This window comes from Streptomyces sp. NPDC102279 (assembly GCF_044766365.1).
Lineage (GTDB): Bacteria > Actinomycetota > Actinomycetes > Streptomycetales > Streptomycetaceae > Streptomyces.
Genome location: NZ_JBIWLU010000001.1, coordinates 119,293 through 139,983, shown reverse-complemented (window position 1 = coordinate 139,983; position 20,691 = coordinate 119,293). Strand labels below are relative to the sequence as shown.

Genomic DNA, 20,691 nt, shown 5'->3' with positions numbered 1-20,691 from the left:
CCGGCAGCCCAGGCGGGCCGTGCGTGGGGCCGGGCGGCTTCGTGTGCGGGCAGCCGTGACAGCGGTCAGCCGGTGGCCTTCTCGATGCGCTCGCCCGTGGTCTTCCACGCCTCGTTCGGGCTCTTGTGCTGCGACTCGATCAAGGTCAGGCCCTGCGAGAAGATGTCCTTGATGGTGCCGTCCTTGCGGCCCAGCACCTGCTCGTCGGGGATCTCCTTGGCCGCGGCGCCGAAGATCTGGCCGATGGGCGCGCCGCTGAAGTAGTCCGACTTTGCGTCGACGACGTCCGGCATCTCCAGCGCGGTCTTCGAGGAGGGGAAGTTGCCGATCTTCTTGAAGAGGTAGGCCTGCTGTTTGGGGGCGGTGAGCCAGGCCACCAGCTCCTGCGCCTCCTTCTTCACGGGACTCTTCTCCATCACGCCGAGAAAGGACCCGCCCCAGTTGGCGCCCTGGGGTGCCTTGGCGACGTCCCACTTGCCCTTGTTCTTCGGTCCCGCCTTCTCGCTGATGTGCGCGAGCATCCACGCCGGGCAGACGGTGGTGGCGAAGGTGCTGTTGGCCAGGCCGGGGTCCCAACCGGGCTGGAACTGGCGCAGCTTCGCCGTGAGATCGGAGGTGGCTGCTGTGGAGGCCAGCTTCCATGCGTCCTTCACGACAGGATTGGAGGCATAGATCAGCTCCCCCTTCTTGTCGTAGAACTGCTCGGAGTGGCCGTAGATCATGGCGTTGAACAGTCCGCTGGAGCTGTCCATGAAGGCGACCTTGTCGTCCTTGGACTGCTGCTTGAACTGCTTGCCCGCATCGACGTACTTGGACCAGTCGCCCTCCCACAGCTTGGCGACCTTCTCACGGTCGGTCGGCAGACCTGCCTGCTCGAAGAGGTCCTTGCGGTAACAGACCGCCATCGGGCCGATGTCGGTGCCGAGACCGATGACCTTCTTGTCCGTGGTGGTGACCTGGCTCTGCTTCCACGGCAGGAAGTGGTCCGTGCCGGCCACGCCGGCCAGATCGACGAAGTTGTCCTTCTGGGTGTCGGACAGTTCCTTGGCCCGGCCGATCTCTATGCCCTGGATGTCCTTGAGCCCGCTGCCCGCGGCCAAGTGGGTCTGCAGGGCGGTGTAGTAGGTCTGTTCGTCACCGGCGACGTCGGCCTTGATGACGACGTTCGGGTGTTCCTTCATGTACTTGTCGAGCAGCCCGGTCTCCTTGAAGCCCATGACGCCGAACAGCCCCATGGTGATGGTGACCTTGCCGTCCTTCTTCCCTCCGCCCGTCCCGCCACTGTCGCTGCTCCCGCAACCGACGACCAGACCGAGAGCCGACACGACCGATACGGCGGCCACGGCACGTGTCTGCAACTTCCTTCGGTTCTTGCCCATTTCGTCCTCCTAGCGGCGGCGCTGACGCACCGGAGTTCGAGATCCACGGTCCACTCCGAGAGTCCCGATATGTCCTGGTGGGTACGTACCCAAAGTGCGGTGGGAACGTACCCACTCGGAGGTCCGAAGCGTGGTCGCACCTCAGGGGCCCTGTCAAGAAGTTGAATCCAGTTTGTTGCCGGCGGATGTCGTGTCCCCGCGCCGTGACCCTACGACAGCCCTTTTGTGGTCTGGCACAATGCGCAGGTGAAAGCCGTTGCGACAACGCGCCAGCGAGGAGATGCCATGGGGGGCAGGCAACGCCCGACCATCAAGACCGTGGCCGCGCGCGCCGGCGTCGGACGCACCACGGTTTCACGAGTCATCAACGGCTCCGAGCTCGTCAGCGAGAAGGCCAGGGCTGCCGTGCTCGCCGCCATCGCCGAGCTGAACTACGTGCCGAACTCGGTCGCCAGGGGACTCGTGACGAGCCGGACCAACTCCGTGGCCCTCGTCATTCCCGAGTCGGCGAGCCGACTGGGCTCCGAGCCCTACTTCGCAGCGGTCATCCGCGGGGTCAGTACCGCACTGGCCGAGACCCGGACCCAGCTGCAACTCGTCCTGGTACGCGATCAGGCCGAGCGGGACCAGCTCACCGAGTCGGTCGCGGAGCGACGAGTGGACGGGGTGCTCCTCGTCTCCGTGCACGAACACGACCCGTTGCCGGGCCTGCTGGAAGACATGGGCCTGCCCACAGTGCTCGCCGGACGCCGCTCCCTCGACGAGTCGCTCAGCCATGTGCACTCCGACAACGCGGGCGGAGCCGCAGCGGCCGTCGAGCACCTCCTCGGACGGGGCCGCCGGACGATCGCCACGATCAGTGGTCCTCTGGACATGGACGTGGCGCGCAGCCGTCTACGGGGGTGGCGCGAGACCCTCGAGAAGGCGGGCCATGAAACCCCCGAGCGGCTCGTGGCCTCGGCGGACTTCACAGAAGAGGGTGGCGAAGCCGCCATGCGCTCGCTCCTTGATCAAATCCCTTCACTCGACGCCGTGTTCGTCGCTTCGGATGTCATGGCGGCGGGAGCGCTGGCAGAGTTGCGCCGACAGGGGCGGCGCGTCCCCGATGACGTTGCGGTGGTCGGATTCGACAACTCCATCATCGCTCGGCACACCAACCCGCCCCTCACCAGCGTGCGCCAGCCGGTCGAGGAGATCGGCAGCACGATCGCCCGCATTCTGCTGACAGAGATCAATGATCCGGAGGAGCCCCGCCGCCACGTCGTCCTGCCCACCGAACTGGTGGTGCGGGAGTCGTCGTAGGTCGGTCGCGTACGATTGCCCCGCTCTTGCGCCACCAAGGGACGCTGGCACAAGCGGAAACCCGACCCAGTCTCAACACGGTGACGATCGCCTCAGGTCGCAGGAGATCGCGCAGAGCGAGCGATGCCAATGGAGGGCGGGACGGCTCCGGAGCAGGGGGCTTTGCTTCGCATCACCGCTACTCGAAGCTTGGTCGGCTCTCTGGCCCGGCTCAGGCACAGATCATTCAGTTGGAGCGGACGCGTCTCCAACCCGGCCTCGTTGAACAGGCTCTCACTCGGTGGGCTGCCATCGCACGTGCACCGTTGGATCAGCTCCCTTCGCCGTTCAGCGACCGGTGTGGAGTTCCGGACTGTTGCCAGGAACCGGCGGACGAGCGAAGGAGTTCGTCGAACCGGTGGCCCTGCCGAAAGACGAGTACGTAGCCGCTCCTCGGTGGTCAGTACACCGACGCGGACATGGGCCTGGCCGGACTCGTGGCGGCGGGTCTGCTTAAGCAGGCAGGCTGAACGCTGGTTATTTCCCTGATCAGGCAGTTGATCGCCTCCGTCCGCTCGCAGTGGCCGGCCAGGAAGTGCCACGTATTGCCCGCGTACGCAGAGCCGGGTGGCGCAGGCCGAGATGGCGAGTCGGGTGTGGCCTGCGTCGGGGACGACGAGGTGCTTCGAGCCTGGCCGGGCACGGTCGACCGGGCTCGGCCCGGTTTTGGGCCGCCCCGACGTGCTTGGTGGTGGGAGCCGTCGATCACCGCCCGGGACCAGTCCGGCTTCCCGGCACGGTGCAGCTCGGTCAGCAGCGCTTGAGGCAGCCGGTCTCACATCTCGGCCTCGTGTCAGTCCTGCCGCCAACACATCATCCCGGCACAAAATCCGAGCTCCAGCGGCAGGCACTCCCACTGGATCGAGGTGTGGGGCACGAACAGGGTTGGCAGCCGGGGTCGTCCAGTGGCAGCCGCTCGGGATGGCGCGGACGCCACTGCCTGGCCGGCAGCAACGGTTCGATCGGCCCCCACAGTTCATCCGGCATCATTCACGGAGGACCGTTCCCGTCCGTCATGACTCGTTCAACGAGCCAGCCAGGAATATATGGCTAGGTCCAGGCTAATAGGATGCGGTCGGCTGAGCTGGGGTGATATGCAAGCGTGCTCTACGAGCAGGTTGCGCGCCAGTTCATCGCGGTACGGCATCTCGGTCGCCTTGGCCCGACCCACCTGTCGGCAAGGGTGAGGGCGAGGGCGTATTCGGAACGGCCGATGTCACTGCGGAACTCGGCTGGCGACCAGGGCCAGCATCGACGGCGGGCGCGGAAGCACCGAAAAGGAAGGCCAGCCCGGCCAAGGCCGTAGCCCCGGCAGTAAACGAGGTGCCGATGTCCCCGGTGGGCGGAAGCGTCGTTGAAGTCTTTCGCGTATGCCGGTAGACGACGTAGCCCACCATGCACGAGGCAACGAAGATCAGCCCCGCACCCGCATCGATCGATACCGTCATGGAGCGGCCTCCAAGGCTCGGAGGGCCCGCCCGCGCGCGATTCGGCATCCACGGGCAGGCCCTCACCTCAGGGCCATCTGCGGTTGCGAAGGCCCCAATCCCGCTCCCAACCAGGCGAGTTGAGGCCCCAAAAAGGGCCCAACTCACCCCTGAGGTTCGGAGCGAGTGGAGCGCGCGACAAGAAAATCATCCCAGACCCAGACAGCGCTCCGCAATAACGCAGAGAAGAATTCTCAGTGGTTCGGCACTCAAGTAACTTCGCGCCGGGATGCATAACGGGCCGTCTACCGCTGTCGTCGTCGGGCAGCCGGTTCACAAGTATGCGTGGGGAGATTGACGCTGCTGGAGAACGGGGAGCAGTGGCCTCCGCCGACAGACGTAGGCGTCCCGGGCCGACAGACGGTGCCGGGTTCGAGGGCTGAGCCGGCGTCGTTCACCATTGCCGTGCCGTCGATCACTACGGTGACGACCTCGGTGATCGGCATCTCGACACCGTGTTCCCGGGCCACGTGCGAATGGTCCGCAAGGAGTTCACGTCCCCGGCGGTCTGGTTCGTCGCTGGCGCGGCCTCGTCGACGGTCGTACCCCGCACGAGGTCCTCGCCGACAGCGCGGTCGCGGGACAGCGGTGAGACGACGGTGGCGGGCTCCGGCGCCGGCGAGGCCGGAGAAGGTGAGCGCGTACGATCCGGGGGTGACACCGCCTTTCCTATGCAGCTCGCGCCGATGGCGAGTCAGCATGATCGTCCTTACCGGGCTGTGTCTGTTTGCCTGGTGGTCGGTGCAGCCTGTCGGCCCCGACTGTCCCGCGAGGACGGTCAGCTCCGATCCCTACGGCTCGGTCTACGACCCGTCAACTCCCAGAGGCGCCTCCTTCAGCGATGAATGCACGGCCGGTGCGCGGCATCCGCGCCTGTACGGCTGGCTCGGCCTGTGATGCGTCCCCGTTTCTCGACACCCGACGCAGTCACGGCGGACCGCGCTGCTGACGGCGGTGGTGCGTCAGTTGGAGGCACAGGAAGTCGGGGCGTGAGGTGACCGGCTGAGTTGCCCAAACCCCCGACCTGTTCAGCCTGGTGAGCAGGTTGGAGTGCACGACACACCGGCAGGCCCCGTGCGTCCGCGAAACCGTTGAGGGCCTAAAGTCGGTGCCTGTTGCAGCAAGTTGGGGCGCGGGGCGATACCCGCGGAGGTGAGGGGCCCGATGTCGCACGACGATGGAGAAAGTCCGGCGCTGAGATCTGGCGCAGTGACGTACGCGGTGGTGACAGCCGAGGCGCGTCGCCAGGCGGCGCTGCCCAGGCCGGCGGCACGCAGGGGTCGGGAGGCGGACGTTCGTACAGTGCGCTGGTGGCGGGTGCGGACGCTACGGAGCTTCTCCGGTCTGTCCACGATGCTGACGGCGCTGGTCACCATGTGTCTTGTGCTGGCGCTTTGCTTGCGGTTTGGTTCTTGGATACTGCCCGATGCCTGGTACCCGCTCCTGGTTTCGGTCGCGCTGGCGGTCTATGGGGCCTACCGCCTGCGTGGAGCCCCAGGGGCGACGGCCAGGGCCCTGGCCAGTGCGGCCTGTGCGTCCGGCTTGGTGCCCAGGCGGTATGCCCTGGTGTATGACCCGCCCTGGGGCGGGGTCGCCGTGCTGGTGCTGTTTCCGGCCGACGGGGGCGACGACACCCGACCCGATGCGGTGCTGGAACTGGTGCCTCAGCCACAGCCTTGGCGTCGGTTCCTGGGAGCGAGCAAGCGCCCGGCCGACCTGCCCGTGGAGCCCGTCGGCACCCTGGAACTGCGTGGCTCAGCAAACGGGTTGCCGATGGGCGTGCCCTGGATCGACGGTCAGGCGTACTGGCCGAAGCGCTCCTACGGACCCGGTGAACTGACGGGACAGGAAGGCCGAACCATGATGGCCCGACTGCTTGCCGACGCCGCCGAGGAGGAGGAGGTCGACTCGTGACCTCACAGTCGGGGCAGCCGTCCCACGAACTGCGATCCTTGCCGGCTGATCTTGATCAGTGGAGTTTGTAGGAAGCCTGCGACGGCTGGACCGGCCGAGTCCGGGGGAGCTGAGCCACTCCGAGAGGCAACACCTGCGCGGCATGGGGAGACCTCTCCGTGCGGCACAGGTGTTGATGTATCGCAGTCCGGAGCCCATCTGGACTCTGTGTCTTCGCGGTATTCCCGGTTCCGCTCGACCAGGCACTCCTCCCTTGTGAGTGCGTACGGGAGAGGACGTCGGCAATGTCGTGGCGTCGAACATTTCCGCAATCTTGACGAACTGCCAGAACTTTCCCGTGGAAGGCTGCGCACATGACCGACGACCCACACCTGACCTACCGTTCCGAAGCCGGAGGAGTGTGGTCGCTCCTCCGGCTCGGGGGCGCCGGTCCCATGGTGCACGCCGACGCGGACGGGGTGCGCTACCGGACACCGCTGCGGCGCCGGACCATACGGTGGCCGGACGTGGCGGCCGTGCGCGTCCACCGGACGGTCGACCGCTCCCGAACCCAGGAGTACCGCAGGGTCAGCCTGTTGTTGGGCGACGGGCGCGTCCGGTACCTGCCCAAGCCGCGCAGCTACGAGACCACGGACCCGGTGTTCGACGCGCAGGTGGAGGTGCTGCGGACACTGCACCGCCGCCACGAGACCCCCGAAGATGCGGAGCACCTGCACGTCATCACCACCCGCACCGGGGGACACAGCCTGGTCGGACCACTCGCCTGGTGCGTTCCGCTGCTCATCGTGGCGATGACCATCGCCCTCTGGGCCGTGCCTCGTTCCCTCGCGGACGAACGCGCATGGCGGGCGGCCGTCCCGTGCGCCGCCGCGACGCCCGTCGCCGATCGCGGTGAGTGCCTGGCCACCCGTCCGGGAACGGTCGTGCGCACCGATGTCCACGAGCACAGCAAGTACAACTCGATCTATCTGTCGGCCGGTCGTAAAACCCAACGCGTAAGCGTGTCCCACGAGATGGCGGGGGTGTTCGTCGCGGGCGACCGGCTCGAGGTGACTTTCTGGCGCGGCAGGCCGAGAGCGTTCGTCGGCGCGCACGGGGTGTGGCACGAACACCGGGCTCCGGCGGGCCAGTTGTTGGCTCTCGCAGTGGCTTTCGCTCTGGCCGCCGGCTACCCCGCCGCCCAGGCCGTACAGCGGATACGTGGGCGTCGGCTCCCGGACGACGAGGTCCTGCCCTCGGCCCTCCCTTTCGCGGCCGTCCTGCTCGTGACCGCCCTGTGGCTGCTGCCGCTCTGCGTCCTGCACCCCACGGACCCGTTCGGCTCGCCGGCGACGATCACGTGGGCGGCGGCAGGGGCGGCGGTGACGGTGGGGCTCTTCGTCCTGGCCTTCCGCGCCAGCCGCGTCCGACCTGCCAGCGTCGCCGCGCCCATGGACGAGGCGGGCGACGCCGACGGGGAGACCGTCTTCCTGCGCGCTCGCTTCCTGGAGCACACGGAATACAACCCGTACGAATTCGGGACTCATGTAGTGCTGGGCGGGGGCGACGTGCTCGCCGTGTCTCCGCACTCCGGCCCCGGTCGGTTCGGGGCACGCAGGGTGCCTGTGGAGCGGTTGACACTCCGTCGCGTGCGGCGTGTCAGAGGAGGCGACGGCGACGGGGTGCCCCGCGACTGGCACGTCGCCGAGTTCGACGACGCGGGCACGCCCGTGCGCCTCGCTGCCGCCCCGGACGATCTGGCCCGCGTCGTGAGCGTCTTGGAACATGCGGGGGTGACCCGGGCGGACTCGGAGGTACCGACACCCTGACAGGCGGCGTAGTCGTCTCCGCGCCACGGCTTCCAGGACCGAACCGCTTTTGCCGACTCCTTCCAAGCGTGTGGCAGAGAGCTGTGGAGTAGGCCCACGCCCGTACCTCCCGGCTCTCCCACACATCCTGGGAGTCGGTCGAACTCCGCAAGACGTCCTCGCGAAACTCTTCGGACAGGGCTGGGGGACAACGGCACTCTCCCAACCACCCTGCAACGCGCATCAGTTCAGGTACCCCTCGGTCGTTCGTTGGACCCTTTTGCTGTTCCGGTACGTGCACGAGGGGAGTGGACGACTACTGGCGGCCACATTGTCAGTGGTGGACCGTAAGGTCTTCGCATGGCCGATCGGAGACGCGCTTCGGTAGGCCCGCGCGGCGCCAAAACCCGGGTCGGGTCCGGCGCTGCCGGGCCACGACGCCGGCAGATCTTCCGATTCCACCCCGAGCCGCCATAGCGAGAGGAAGAGAAACATGATCAAGGATCTGCGCAAGCTTGACGTCATCACCCTGTTCGCCGAGGACCTGGCCGCGACAAAGGCCTTCTACACCGACGTGTTCGGCCTGGAGGTGATCTACGAAAACCAGGATTCTGCCGTCGTCAAGTTCGACAACCTCATGATCAATCTGCTGGACGCGGCCAAAGCTCCTGAACTCGTCACCCCTTCGGCCGTCGGCGGGGCCGGCAATGACCCGCGAGCGCTGCTCACCATCGAGGTGACCGACGCCAACGCCGTCGTTGCCGAGCTCGAACAGCATGGTGTGCGGCTCCTCAACGGTCCGGTGGACCGTCCGTGGGGTCGTCGCACGGCAGCGTTCGCCGACCCGGCGGGCAATGTCTGGGAGATCGCCCAGATCCTGGAGAACTGACCGTGCGGCGGGACACGGTAGCCGGTTCGTAGGGGCCGGCCGCCTGGTCGGAATGGTGCTCCTTCCGCGGAACGGCACGCTGCCGGGCAGGTCGCCACGATCAGCTTGCGGCCGGCTCCACAAGTCGGCGGCCTAGGGACTCCTGACAAGGCCGATGGGCTTGACCTGGTCAGTGGTTGGTGTCGTACGCGTGGTCGCCGGGTAGCCGGGCGCGGGCAGTCACGTCATCGCACGTGACAATCCCGGCGACGTCGGCGGTCATCCCCGGGATACTGGTCGCCCATGGATGAGGTCGAAGTCGTCGTCGCCCATTCCGAGCGCGCGACCCTGCGCGTCGGCGACGTGTTCCTGAAGGTGGACGCCGATCAGGCGCGCATCGACGTCGAGGTCGAGGCGATGTCCCTCGCGCCGGTCCCGACTCCGGAGGTCCTGTGGCGCAAGCCGCCCGTGCTTGCGATCGCCGCGCTCCCGGGGACGACGCTCGGGCGCCTCGGCGGCCCGTCGACCGGGTCGCCGGCGGCTTGGTCCGCGGCGGGCGCCGCCATCCGGAAGCTGCACGACGCGCCGCTGCCCGCCCGGCCGGGCGGGGCCGGCCGGAGCATCGACGAGCTGACGGCGGAACTCGACGTCGAGTGCGAGTTGCTCGTGACGAACGGCGTCCTGCCCGTCGACCTGGTCACTCGCAACCGCCAGATCGCCGAGGCCGCGCTCCGGCCGTGGACTCCGGCGTTCACGCACGGCGACCTGCAGATCGCGCACGTCTTTGTCGACGGTGACGAGGTCACCGGCATCATCGACTGGTCCGAGGCAGGCCAGGGTGATGCCCTGTACGACCTCGCCACCTTCACACTCGGACACGAGGAGCACCTCGACGACGTCATCGCCGGCTATGGCACCGACGTCGACCTCGACGTGATCCGCGCGTGGTCGTCGTTGCGAAGCCTGCTGATAGTTCGCTGGCTGATCGAGCACGGCTTCGACCCCTTCGCGCCGGGCTGTGAGGTCGACGTGCTGAGGTCCCGCATGTGAGGTGGCGTGAGCCCGAATGCTGTAACTGCGTTCTGACGCACGAGCAGGCCGTCCCCTGGGGCGCATCGCCTGTCAGGTCGCTCGTAGCCGCGGAGCCCCGGAACGCCGGCCGGGCCGTCACTGATGGCTGAAGTGCCCCTCAGGCTGCTGCCGGAGTCGCTGAGTCCATGACCCGAAGGAAGCAAGCCAGAGTGGGGGAGCACCTCCGGAGTCCTGGCTTGTGGTGGAGTGCACTCCAATAGGCATGATCGCCACGGCAGGACAACAAGACGGCGGGAACTGCCCTCCTGGAGTTCCTCGACGCGCCTGCCCCTTCCCCTGCGAAGAATGCGAGTCCCCATGGCCGCCAAGACCGTACTGATCACTGGCACCTCCACAGGCATCGGCCTGGCGACGGCCCTCCGCGCCGCGGATGCCGGGTGGCGCGTGGTCGCCACCATGCGAGACACCGGCAAGGCAGGCACACTCAACGACGCAGCGACGGCGGCGGGATTGGCCGAGCTGATCGAGGTCCGTCGCCTCGACGTGACGGAGCCCGCCTCAGCGCAGGAGTGCGTGGCGGCAGTCATCGCCGAGCACGGCACTCTCCACGCGCTGATCAACAACGCCGGTGCCGGTCACGTCGGCACACTCGAAGTCGACGGCGTCGAGGCCGCCCGGCGCGTGATGGAGGTCAACTTCTTCGGCGTCCTGAACACGACCGCCGCCGCTCTGCCGCATCTGCGTGCCGCTGCGGGCCGGGTGATCGCTGTCTCCAGCGTGGGCGGCGTCGTCGGGCAACCCTTCAACGAGGCGTACTGTGCCGCGAAGTTCGCGGTCGAGGGATACCTCGAGGCGCTCGCTCCCGTCGCGGCCACGGTCGGGGTGGGAGTCACCCTCGTCGAGCCAGGCGCGGTGGCCAGCGAATTCGTGGCCAACGTGGGAGTTCCCGACGACCGCAGCGCGATGGCAGAGCGCTTTGGTCCCTACACACCCGCCTTGGACGCCTATCTGGCTCGCACCGCCGATGCCTTCGCCGCAGCCCAGACCGCCTACGATGCCGCCGGCACCGTCGTCGAGGCCCTGACGGCCGAACGTCCGGCGCTGCGTGTGCAGACGTCGGAAGGGGCCCGTGCCTTCATCGGATCCAAGCTCGCGGACCTGGACGGATCGAAGGTACTGGGCATGACCGGCACTTGGGTCGTCTGACAGCACCCTGTTCGCCGCCCGCTGTCGTTCGGGCCCGGTGAGCCGCGACTTCGGTCGCGCCGCCGGGATATCGATGAGAACGTCGGCCCCCACGAACACAGGGCTCGTCCGGGGAATCCAACCGCGACCCGTCAGGTGGCGGCACGGACAGGCCGCTCACCTCTGTGCGGGGTCGGCGGCCCGCGATGCTCCGCTGACCCGGAGATACTGCGGGCCCCGCTGCCGGGCGGCTGGGCCCTGCCCACCGAGGCGAGTGACGATCGTGGCTGGGACCCCGGCGATGGATGACCCCCTTCCCTCATTGCCCCTCAGAATGGCGCGGGCGACGGCGTGAACCTGTCGGAGACGTCTCCGACGAGGTCGAGGCCCTCGGGAACCAGAGTCATCACGGGAGCGCCGGGTGAAGGATCGAAGCGGCCGATCTCGGCCCACAGGAGATTCGGACTGGTGGTCAGTTCGAAGAAGTACCGCTTACGAGTGAGGTCGCAGACCGTGCGGTATTCGGTGTTGTAGGTCTGGAACCTTCCCTCGCGGTACGGCGCGCCGAAGGGAACCGAGGCATTGCGGGTGACGGCCAGGATGCCGGCGACTGCCTGCTGGTCGTCCGACGGTTCGGGCAGCAGGGCGCTGAAGTAGGCGGCTCGCTGGAAACGGTCGACCGCGTTCACGTTCCCGGGCAGCGGTACATCACTGCCGGCCTCGTCGTGCCCGAGGGACCGCACCTTGCGCACCTGCTCCTTCAGGAGGCGCAACTGGTCGTCGTAGGCGGGCTCGTTCGTCATGATCGTGTAGCTCCGGTCGTGGTGCACCTGACGTCGTCCGGCGATGTACTCGATGATCGCGGAGTCTCCCGACGCGTCCTCCAGGGCCACGTGCACCGTGGCGGTGAAGCCGTGCATCTCCACGGGCACCAACTGGAACGTGTCGAGCAGCTCAAGAGCCTCGTTGACGGTCCCCGCAGTGTCCAGCAGGTACTGGATCCACAGGGCGATCTGGAGGCCCGGCCGGTCGGGGTCACGAGGGCCGAGGTCGGTTCCGTCCAGGTACAGCATGTGCGCCCCGAGCCCGACCTCGTTGAGACCGTCGGCCGTACCCGCGCCGTACACCGTTGTGACGAGGCTGCAGAACCTGCTCGTCCACCGCAGGGGGTTGTCGTTCACGACTGTGGTGCCCGCCAGCGAGCCGCCGTCGCGTTCGAGGCCTCGGGGGAAGAAGGTCAGGACCGGCTCGGTCGATTCCGGCCAGTCCATCGTCCGGCCGGTCAGGACCGCGTGGTTGTTGGAGTTCCACAGAATCCGCGTGCACATCGGTGAATCCCTCTCTCGCCGAGTTGCCCGCATCGGGCCGCGGCCGAGGCGGATACCCCTTCCGGCCCCACGGCGAGCATGGCCCGGTGCTGTCGACGCCTACGCACCAGGACTGCCACGACGAAGCGGGCCCAGCACCCGGAGAGGACCGAAAGAACCTGATCGGCCCTCATTCACGCGCGCCTGCCGCAGCCCGGAGACCGAGGGCCTCACCGAGCCGTCCGGGCGCCGCGGCGACGCTCTGAGTCCCTCCGGCCACGGCCGGTCCGTTCACTTTCCCGGGACGGGCGGCGGGTCTGGAATCTCCTGCGGCTAGTACGCGGGCGGCCGCGCGGCGGGCAGGATGGCAATCGCGCTGATCGCTGCGAGGATCAACAGGCCGCGGCGCAGCGCGTTCAGGCGAGCATCGCTGTCACCCGGTGCGGCGGACCCCGCACATTCCGCCTGGACCCTGTCGCAACGCTGCTGCGTCCCCCCCCCAGGCTGTCGAGGCGGGCATCAACCCTGACGCAGTCCGCCGTCACGTTCCGTACGGTCGAGCGATGTGATCACTCGATCGTGACTTTTCCCGTCCCACGGCCGGTCGGCGGCGATGCTGGGAAGCGCGGGCTGCGGTCGGAGCCGCACGGCTGGGCAGTGGATGGGGGAGTGGCATGACGTATGAGGCGGCACGGCGTGGGGGCTTGGATGAGCGTGCGGTCCTGCTCGTGGCAGGAGTGGCCGACCTGGCGGTGAGCGCCGTGGGTTCGGCGGTGGGGACGATACGGGGACTGTTACGCCGCTCGGACGCGGTGGACCTGGCGGCCGGAGCCGAACAGGAACTGGCGGCGCGCGGGCGGCTGGTGCTCGACCGGTACGCGGCCGCACCCCCCGCCCATCTGGAGATCCTCGCCCGGCATGCCCTGGCTCGACGGGCCTCCGATGACGTCTGACTGGGGGGAGGCCGCCGCACTCAAGGCTCGGATCGACGAGGTGCTGCACGCCTTCGTCGCTCAGGAGGCCGATCAGTTCGCCGCGATCGACCCAGCCCTCGCCCCGGTGGCCGAGGAGTTGGAAGCGGCCGTGGCGGACGGTAAGCGCATGCGCGCGGCGTTCTGCTACTGGGGCTGGCGCGCGGCGGGACAGCCCGACAGCGACGCGCTCGTACGGGCGGCGGCCTCCATGGAACTGGTGCATGCCGCTGCGGTGGTGCATGACGACCTCATCGACGACAGCGCGCTGCGGCACGGCAGGGCCACGGCGCACGTCGCCCTGCGTGGCGCGGTGCCTCGCCGGCCTCGTGCTGTCGCCGCTGCCCGCTCCTTGGCGATTCTTGTCGGGGACCTGCTGATGGGGTTGGCCGGGCAACTGTTCGCAACGAGCGGTCTGCCGGCGGCGTATCTGGCGCGGGCACGCCCTCTGTGGTCCGTACTGGCCCGAGAGCTGATCGCGGGAGAGTGCCTGGAGATCCTGAACACCGGGACCGAGCACGACACGACGGCGTCACTCAAGGTCATCCGTTACAAGACCGCCAAGTACACCGTCGAGCATCCCCTGTTGATCGGCGGCGCCCTCGCCGGGGCAGGTGAGCGGCTTCGCGGGGGCTACTCGGCCTACGGGCTCCCGCTGGGTGAGGCGTTCCAACTGCGGGACGACCTGCTCGGCCTGTTCGGAGACCCGGACCGCACCGGCAAGGCGAACGCCGACGACGTGCGAGGACACCGGCCCACGGTCCTGCTGGCAGAGACCTGGCGTCTCGCCGGCGACGACGACCGGGAGCGGCTTCGCGCCCTGCTGGGCCGACGCGATCCGAACGGAGACGGTCTGCGGGCAGTGCGCGAGGTGATGAGACGGCTGAAGTCTCCCGCCCGCGTCGAGGACATGATCACTGTCCGGGTCGGGGAAGCCCTCGCCGCTCTCCGCGAACTGGACGTTCCCCGCCATGCCGCCGACGCTCTCACCGCGCTGGCCCATTCGGCGGCCGTCCGTCTGGCCTGACCGCTCCGGAGGGCGGCGCCATCTCGGGCCGCCTGCGGCCGACCAGCGCCGTCCCTCGTGCCGGACCCTGAAGACAAGGACCCCTGCCATGAACCCCACCGAGGCATCGATGGACGCCCTGCGCCAGGCCGGAGACGAACTGGCCGACGCCACCGTCGCCGCGCTCTTCGAGCGAGGAGAGGTGGGCAAGTTCAACACCCTGATGCGCTACGTCTCCACCGCGGGAGCCCCCTTGCCGGACGGGCTGCCCGACGTCGCCCGAGAGTATCTCCATGCCACGAGCGCCCCGCCGGACTGGGTCGACTGGGCGGAGATGGAGAAGGCCCGGCTCTTCTTCATCGACAACAACGTGCACATCTCCACCGCACTGGCCTTCGCCTCCATGCCCGCCTGCTACGTCGTCCCGCACGTCGCCAAGCTGTTGTCGGCCACCCATGGGCTGAAGTACCCCTCCAAACGGATGGCGGAGACAGGCCAGTTCACGGTCTACCTGATGCAGCCCGACGCCTTCGAGGCCGGCAGCCGCTTCCTCCCCGCGGCCCAGAAGGTCCGCCTCCTGCACGCCTCCATCCGGCACCACCTTGCACGCGAGAACCGGTGGGACACCCAGACTCTCGGAACGCCGATCTGCCAGGAGGACATGATCGGCGGACAGATGTTCTTCTCCCTGCTCGTGCTCGACAGTCTGCACCGCCTCGGCATCCACATGTCGGAGGACGGGGCAGAGGCGTACTACTACGCCTGGCGTGTTGTCGGTGCGATGCTGGGCGTCGATCAGGACGTCGTTCCCAAGTCCCTAGAGGAAGCCCGGCAGTTCCTCGATCTGTACATGGTCCGGCACATGGGTCCGTCCGAGGAGGGCGCGTACCTGACCCGCCAGTTGATCGATCTGTACGAGGAGGTCGTTCCCGGGACGTTGCTCGACCCAGTCGTCGCCGCTCTCATCCGCCACCTGACCGGCGACACCTGTGCCGACTGGCTCCAGGTGCCCCGCACGACCTGGGACACCCTCGTCAAGGTCGTGCCGCACCTTCTCGGCGTCCTGGAGACCATCGAGGACCGGTCACCGCTCGGAGGCTGGGCGCTGGACCGTCTCGGCCATCTCGCCGGCGTCTTCGAACTGTCCTCCCTCACCCGTGGCCGCGTCATGCACTACGCCATCCCTGAACAGCTCAAGAAGAGCTACGGAATGTCCGACTCCGTCCCCCGGACCCGCCGGTGGACCCCGCCTGCCGCCACGGTTCTCTGACCAACTCGAAGGGAGGGCGGGCCGGTTCGCGAGAGCGCCTACTGGTGGTCGGTGAACTGCGGGTCCTTCTCCTGGTTGTAGATCTCCTTGCCGGATGCGTCGTAGGCATGGACGTAGGGGCTCGGGCCCGCGTAGTGCGGGCCGGGGTGGGACGTGGAGAGAGCCGCCGCGTAGGCGAACGCGCCGCCTGCCATGACCGCCGGATACTCCTTCGGGTTGTCGCCGTAGCTGATGGTGATCTTGGCAATGTCGGATGTGTAGTGCCCGGCGCCCAGCATGAGGTACCGCCCCTGGCCGGCTGGTTCGCTGGTGGAGTCGAAATACTCGATCTTGTGACCGGTGCCCCACAGGCGATCGTTGATGAACGTGGGCGGGGAGTCCTGGCTGGTGCCCTTGTCGCCCTTCGACTGGCATTGCACGTACTGGTCGGAGGAGTCGACGGCGACGACCACGCCGTCCCAGTCCTGCGAGGCGATGGGAGTACGGGTCGCGATCACCGCGTGGTACCGCGATGCGTCCGAGCCCAGGCAGGTGGCCAGGATCTTGGTAACGGTTCCGGCGTCGATCGGGGTCGTCGTCGCGCTGGTGATGGTGAATGCGTCCGGGGTGGACGTCGCGCGAGTCGAAGACGGTGCCGAGCCGGTTCCGCCGGACGTGGAGCCGCGCGTGGGGCTCGGAGCCGGCGACGCCGCGGCGCCCGTCGGGTTTCCGGCAGGGTCGGCGAGCAGTGGCTTGTCACCACCTATCCCGCCCAACACGGAAACGGCCGCGACGCTCACGCCCGCGACGCCGGTGGCGATGCCCAGCGGTACTCCCCACCGGCGTCCCAGCGAAGCCCGGTTGTCCTCTGGGTCGATCTTCATCAGTAGTTCCTCTCGGGTCCGCCGGTGGTTCGGCAGCTCACGATCGGAAGGAGCCGCAGGAATGCCTTGTATGTCATTCATCGTGCGATCTCCTCCGCGTTGACGGGATTCTTGGAACTGAACGGAGCGGGAGCCGTGGCCCCGCCTGTGAGGTCGGTCCCCAACCTGCGCCGTGCCCGGTGCAGTCTGGACTTCACGGTTCCGACCGCCACTTTGAGCGTTGCCGCAGCCGCCTGCTGATCCAGGCCCGACCAGACGCAGAGTTCGACGACCTCGCGTTCGTGGCGTGGCAGCCGGGCCAGCGCCCGATGGATCTCCGACATACGGCGCTCGTCGTCGACCAGGACGGCCACGCGGTCCGCGTGGTCGCCCACCGGCTCGTCATGCGAGATGAGCCGGTGCAGCAATGCCTCGGCCCGCCTCAGCCGCCGCCGGGTGTTCGACAGCAGGCGGTCGGCGATGCCCAGCAGCCAAGGCAAGGCCGAGTCGCGGTCCAGCACCGTCTCCGATCGCCGGCGCCAGGCGTGCAAGAACACGGTTGACGTGAGGTCTTCAGCCTCGGACCAGTCGGCCGTCCGCCGGAACAGGTGGTTGTAGACGGTCTTCCCATGACGGTCGAAGATCCGGCCGAATGCCTCCCGGTCGCCGTCGACGGCCCTCGCCCACAGCTCCCGGTCGGATATCCCTCCGACCGGCACGGCGGGACCAGCGTCGTTCAGTTCCATGCTCTATACGTGTCCGGCACCCGGTCGAAGGTTCCCGCTGAGCTGCTTCCTCTTTGACGGACGGACGGACGGATCCGGCGGTGCCGCAATGACATGTCTCCTGCCGGTACCCCATGATGTGAGTCCCATCGAGTGCGGGCTGCGGGCTGCTGGGTGCGCTCAGCGGCCGGCTTCAGCGCTTGGTTGTCCAGGATCACGGGGTGAAGCCGTCGCGGGACCGCCCCGGGCCTCGTCACGGGGTGGACCGCAGCGGCGGTACCTGCCACGTCATCCCCGGCGGCTGGAGCACGGGTGAGGGCTCGGGCCCGGGTTCATCTGTGTCCATGACTCCGGCCGCCGAGTGGTCGAAGCCGACGGGCCAGCGGGTGAGTCCGCTGCTCAGGGCGCCGCTCAGGCGTGCTTCGACAAGGTCGGCGTTTCTCAGGTCGGCACCGCGCAGGTCCGCGAGGCGGAGGTCGGTCCGGTGGAAGACCGCGCCGCGGGCATCGGCCTTGCGCAGGTTCGCCTCGCGCAGGTCGGTCTCGGTGAAGTCCGCGTCACGGAGGTCGGTCGCGACCAGCTTCGCGCCCCGTAGGTCGGCGAGGACGCAGCGAGCCCGGTGAAGGATCGCGGTCGTGAGGTCGGCGTGCCGCAGGTTGACCGACACCAGGGACGCTTGGGTCAGATTGGCGTGGTAGAGGCCCGCCGCCTCCATGCAGGCCCGGTCGAAGTTGACCTCGGGGAACCACAGCCCGTCACAGTCGGCCCGGCGCAGGTCCGTGATGCTGAGGTTGACCCACGACTGTTCTCGGTGCTGACAGAGCACGCCGAGGGCGGTCAGGGCCACCTGGGCGTCGGCGGCGCGGGTCTCCAGGGGTGCGATGTCGTTGATGGGTATGTCCGCAGCCGGCACGTCCGGCCTCGCGGGTGGCCAGGGGACGTGTGTGCGCAGATACGCGGCCTGGATGGAGATGATGGCCTCCCGGTCGCGGGCGGACTGCTCCGCGATCCGCCACAGTGCGTGCAATCCCCCGATGCGCACATCCAGTTTGTCGCTGCCGAGTTGGTCGACCGCTCGGCTGAACCGGTCGGTGACGTACCCCTCCTGGGTGGCACGCAAGCCGTCCTGGCTCACGCGCAATTGGCGCCACGTGGCGTAGGCGCCGAACAGCACGACGAGGCCACCGACGGCTTGCAGCAGGGTCGTACGGACGTCGTTGACGGCCGCCAGCCGATCCTGCGCGGAGATGCTCGCTCCGGCGAGATCGTGGTCGACCAGCACCGCGGGCAGTAAGAAGAACACCGTGCCCAGCGTGCCAAGTCCCGTCACCCCGATGAGCAGCGCTGCGGTCACGTGATGCCTGACCAGCCGGTGGAGCCGTACCTGCCGCCCGTGGACCTCTTCCCCCGTCTTCATGGGCATGTGAGCCTAAGTGCCGCTCAGAAGACGATCAAGGGGGTTGCGCGCGACTCCGGACGCCGCAGGCCAGTACGTCGTGCGGGAGACGGGTCGGCCGGGACGGGTCACTGCTCGGCGGCAATGACAGCGTCCCGGCCAACCCTGCTCCGCAGGGGTCTTTCCGTTGCCCGGGCTCGCACCGGACGGTGCCCCGAGCGGTTGTGCGGCGAGTCAGATGGTGCCCTATTCGCCTGCCGAGGCCTGCTCCTGCAGGAGGGCTGTGATCTGGTTGACGTCGTTGAAGATGCTGAGGAAGCTCTGGAGATCGGGGCTGCTGGCGCCGTTGACGCCGACGAAGAAGGTCAGCAGGCGGCCGTCGTCGGTCTGCAGGTAGCCGGCCTCGTTCTGGGCTGCGACCGCGAGCTGCTGGTTCAACTCGTCGTCACCGAGAATCGTGCCCGGTTTCGCGAAGACCTTGCCCTTGGCCGGGCAGTTCGTGGTGCACGAGATCCCGTTCGAGCCGTCGACGCCGAGGATCGGGAGCAACTTCCGGAAGGCCTTGCCGTCGCGCGTGTGCAGCCAGTAGGTGAGGAGCTCGACGAGGCCCCTGGGAGTGACCCGGTCGGGCGGGGTGCCGCCGCGCCCGTCGGAGAGCTGGAACTGGGTCGGGTCCACGTGCGCGACGTTGGTGAGGAAGTCGTGCTCGATCGGGAACGCGTCGAAGCAGTCCTTGCTGCCGCGTGCGACGGCCATGTTGCACAGGGCCAGGTTGGCCCCGAGGTTGTGACTTACCTTGAGGATCAGCTTGGCGTACTGGCTGTACGGGGGAGAGACGTACGCGGCGACGCGGGGGTCGTGGCGGTACGAGGCGGGCAGCTGCTTGTGCGGGTTGGGACCGGTGGGCCGCGCCGTGACGTGGACGCCGACGCGGGCGAGGGCCTCGATCAGCGCGGTGCGGCCGAAGGCGTTCGGGTCCTGGATGCTGGAGACCCGCAGCAGCGGCTGCGCACCGGCGGCGATGGTGCCGGACAGGTGGATCCGGGTGCCGTCGGGTGAGGCGGTCACGTTGACGGAAGTGGTCCCGGTCTTGGAGACCGTCCGGACGCTGGAGGTGACCTGGTACGGAGCGACCTGTGGGCGCCAGGACAGCTTTGCGGGCTGGCCGGGCTTGGTCGGGGTGGTCAGCAGGTCGATCAGGTTGTCGTTGAGGATCAGCGGGGTGGGCTGCGGGCTCAGCGCCGGGAGGTGGAACAGGCGGGGGTCGATGATGACGTTGCCGTCGACCTTGGTGATGCCGGTCTTGCGGATCTGCCGGGCGATCTGGTTGATGCCGGCGAGCGGGTTCTCGGGGGTGAGGGTGGCACCGGGCAGCTCGGCCTCGGTGTGGTCGATGTCGGTGTAGTCCACCGAACCGTCGGGCTTGGTGCGTCCGCCCATGGTCAGGTCACCCTGGGCGACCAGTGCCAGGTTCCCGTGCAACGTCGACCCGGAGCGGGTGCCTGTCGCCATGACGGGGGTGGTGAAGCGGTGGTTGGGGCCGAGGGTGTGCCAGGCGGTCGAGATGGTGACCAGCTTGACCGTCGAACCCGGGACGAAGAACTGGTCCGCGAACCGGGAGTGGATCACTCGGCCGCTCGCCGGGTCCGTCTCCAGGACGCCCCACTGCGCGTGCTCGTAGCCGGGCTTGTGCATGATCGCCTCGATGGCGGGCCCGAGGTCGTCGCCGTGCGCCGACGCAGGGGGGCCGGCGGCTGCCGCTCCCACCAGAACCACGAGTGTCGCACCGGCTGCGGACCAGGTCCGCAGCCGGCCAGAGATCATCGGTCTCATGCGTTCCGCCGTTTCTGGAGTCCAAGGAGCCGAGTCGAAAAGGCCCGCATTGCACGGGCCCGACTCGCATGGGCCCAACTCACCGGGGCGCTCCAGGCGGAATCGTAGGGACACGCACCGTGCACGTTCCGCTGCTCGGGGTCGCGCCGACGCCGCGTGGAGGGAACTTCATCCAGTCGGTCGATCGCCGACGACGCGGACGCCGGGAGGAGGACTGTGGACGTTCGGTCTCTCGCATGTGCGGCGGTGACAGAGCAGTCCAGCCTTCACGGCGGTGACGGCTCGGTGCGGTGCGGACAGAGTGCTCCGGCTGGGCGTGGCCTCACGTTGGCACTACGCCCGGCGGGT

15 protein-coding genes are annotated in these 20,691 nt (G+C 68.3%); 9 read left to right on the top strand and 6 right to left on the bottom strand.

Annotated elements, in window-relative coordinates:
* Positions 1-65: 65 nt before the first annotated feature.
* Positions 66-1,379, bottom strand: coding sequence for an ABC transporter substrate-binding protein (locus ACIRQH_RS00590; protein ID WP_388880577.1), 1,314 nt, complete (start codon positions 1,377-1,379; stop codon positions 66-68).
* Between the two features lie 285 nt (positions 1,380-1,664).
* Between ACIRQH_RS00590 and ACIRQH_RS00585 the strand changes: the two genes are divergently transcribed.
* The 6 genes from ACIRQH_RS00585 (at position 1,665) to ACIRQH_RS00560 (ending at position 11,014) form a co-directional block, all read left to right on the top strand.
* Complete coding sequence (locus tag ACIRQH_RS00585; protein ID WP_388936445.1) at positions 1,665-2,681, top strand: LacI family DNA-binding transcriptional regulator; 1,017 nt, start codon at positions 1,665-1,667, stop codon at positions 2,679-2,681.
* Positions 2,682-5,371: 2,690 nt separating this feature from the next.
* Positions 5,372-6,121, top strand: a complete 750-nt coding sequence (locus ACIRQH_RS00580; protein ID WP_404223353.1) for a hypothetical protein — start codon at positions 5,372-5,374, stop codon at positions 6,119-6,121.
* A gap of 353 nt (positions 6,122-6,474) precedes the next feature.
* On the top strand, positions 6,475-7,929 hold the full coding sequence (locus tag ACIRQH_RS00575) for a PH domain-containing protein (RefSeq protein ID WP_404223351.1): 1,455 nt from the start codon (positions 6,475-6,477) through the stop codon (positions 7,927-7,929).
* 472 nt (positions 7,930-8,401) lie between these two features.
* Positions 8,402-8,797: a VOC family protein gene (locus ACIRQH_RS00570; protein ID WP_358821738.1), complete on the top strand. Its 396-nt coding sequence runs from the start codon at positions 8,402-8,404 to the stop codon at positions 8,795-8,797.
* Positions 8,798-9,079: 282 nt separating this feature from the next.
* Entirely contained in the window at positions 9,080-9,826 is a 747-nt protein-coding gene (locus tag ACIRQH_RS00565) for a phosphotransferase family protein (protein WP_388881548.1), read from the top strand.
* 339 nt (positions 9,827-10,165) lie between these two features.
* Positions 10,166-11,014, top strand: coding sequence for an SDR family NAD(P)-dependent oxidoreductase (locus ACIRQH_RS00560; RefSeq protein WP_358821740.1), 849 nt, complete (start codon positions 10,166-10,168; stop codon positions 11,012-11,014).
* 308 nt (positions 11,015-11,322) lie between these two features.
* Here ACIRQH_RS00560 and ACIRQH_RS00555 read toward each other — a convergent pair whose 3' ends face one another.
* Positions 11,323-12,321, bottom strand: coding sequence for a linear amide C-N hydrolase (locus ACIRQH_RS00555; protein ID WP_404223348.1), 999 nt, complete (start codon positions 12,319-12,321; stop codon positions 11,323-11,325).
* Positions 12,322-12,974: 653 nt separating this feature from the next.
* Here ACIRQH_RS00555 and ACIRQH_RS00550 point away from each other — a divergent pair.
* The 3 genes from ACIRQH_RS00550 (at position 12,975) to ACIRQH_RS00540 (ending at position 15,547) form a co-directional block, all read left to right on the top strand.
* Positions 12,975-13,253: a polyprenyl synthetase gene (locus ACIRQH_RS00550; protein ID WP_404223346.1), complete on the top strand. Its 279-nt coding sequence runs from the start codon at positions 12,975-12,977 to the stop codon at positions 13,251-13,253.
* Entirely contained in the window at positions 13,243-14,298 is a 1,056-nt protein-coding gene (locus tag ACIRQH_RS00545; RefSeq protein WP_404223344.1) for a polyprenyl synthetase family protein, read from the top strand. The genes ACIRQH_RS00550 and ACIRQH_RS00545 overlap by 11 nt, the downstream gene beginning before the upstream one ends.
* Before the next feature lie 88 nt (positions 14,299-14,386).
* Entirely contained in the window at positions 14,387-15,547 is a 1,161-nt protein-coding gene (locus ACIRQH_RS00540; RefSeq protein WP_404223342.1) for an oxygenase MpaB family protein, read from the top strand.
* A gap of 38 nt (positions 15,548-15,585) precedes the next feature.
* Here the strand turns inward: ACIRQH_RS00540 and ACIRQH_RS00535 are convergent, their stop codons facing one another.
* The 4 genes from ACIRQH_RS00535 to dacB form a co-directional block, all read right to left on the bottom strand.
* Positions 15,586-16,410 carry a hypothetical protein gene (locus tag ACIRQH_RS00535; RefSeq protein WP_388881530.1) on the bottom strand — a complete coding sequence of 275 codons (825 nt, stop codon included), beginning with the start codon at positions 16,408-16,410 and terminating at the stop codon, positions 15,586-15,588.
* Between the two features lie 77 nt (positions 16,411-16,487).
* Positions 16,488-17,135 carry an RNA polymerase sigma factor gene (locus ACIRQH_RS00530; RefSeq protein ID WP_388881527.1) on the bottom strand — a complete coding sequence of 216 codons (648 nt, stop codon included), beginning with the start codon at positions 17,133-17,135 and terminating at the stop codon, positions 16,488-16,490.
* Between the two features lie 232 nt (positions 17,136-17,367).
* Positions 17,368-18,468, bottom strand: coding sequence for a pentapeptide repeat-containing protein (locus ACIRQH_RS00525; RefSeq protein ID WP_404223961.1), 1,101 nt, complete (start codon positions 18,466-18,468; stop codon positions 17,368-17,370).
* A gap of 288 nt (positions 18,469-18,756) precedes the next feature.
* The gene (gene dacB, locus ACIRQH_RS00520; RefSeq protein WP_404223338.1) at positions 18,757-20,343 is read right to left on the bottom strand and encodes a D-alanyl-D-alanine carboxypeptidase/D-alanyl-D-alanine-endopeptidase; all 1,587 of its coding nucleotides are present in this window, start codon (positions 20,341-20,343) and stop codon (positions 18,757-18,759) included.
* Positions 20,344-20,691: the final 348 nt, after the last annotated feature.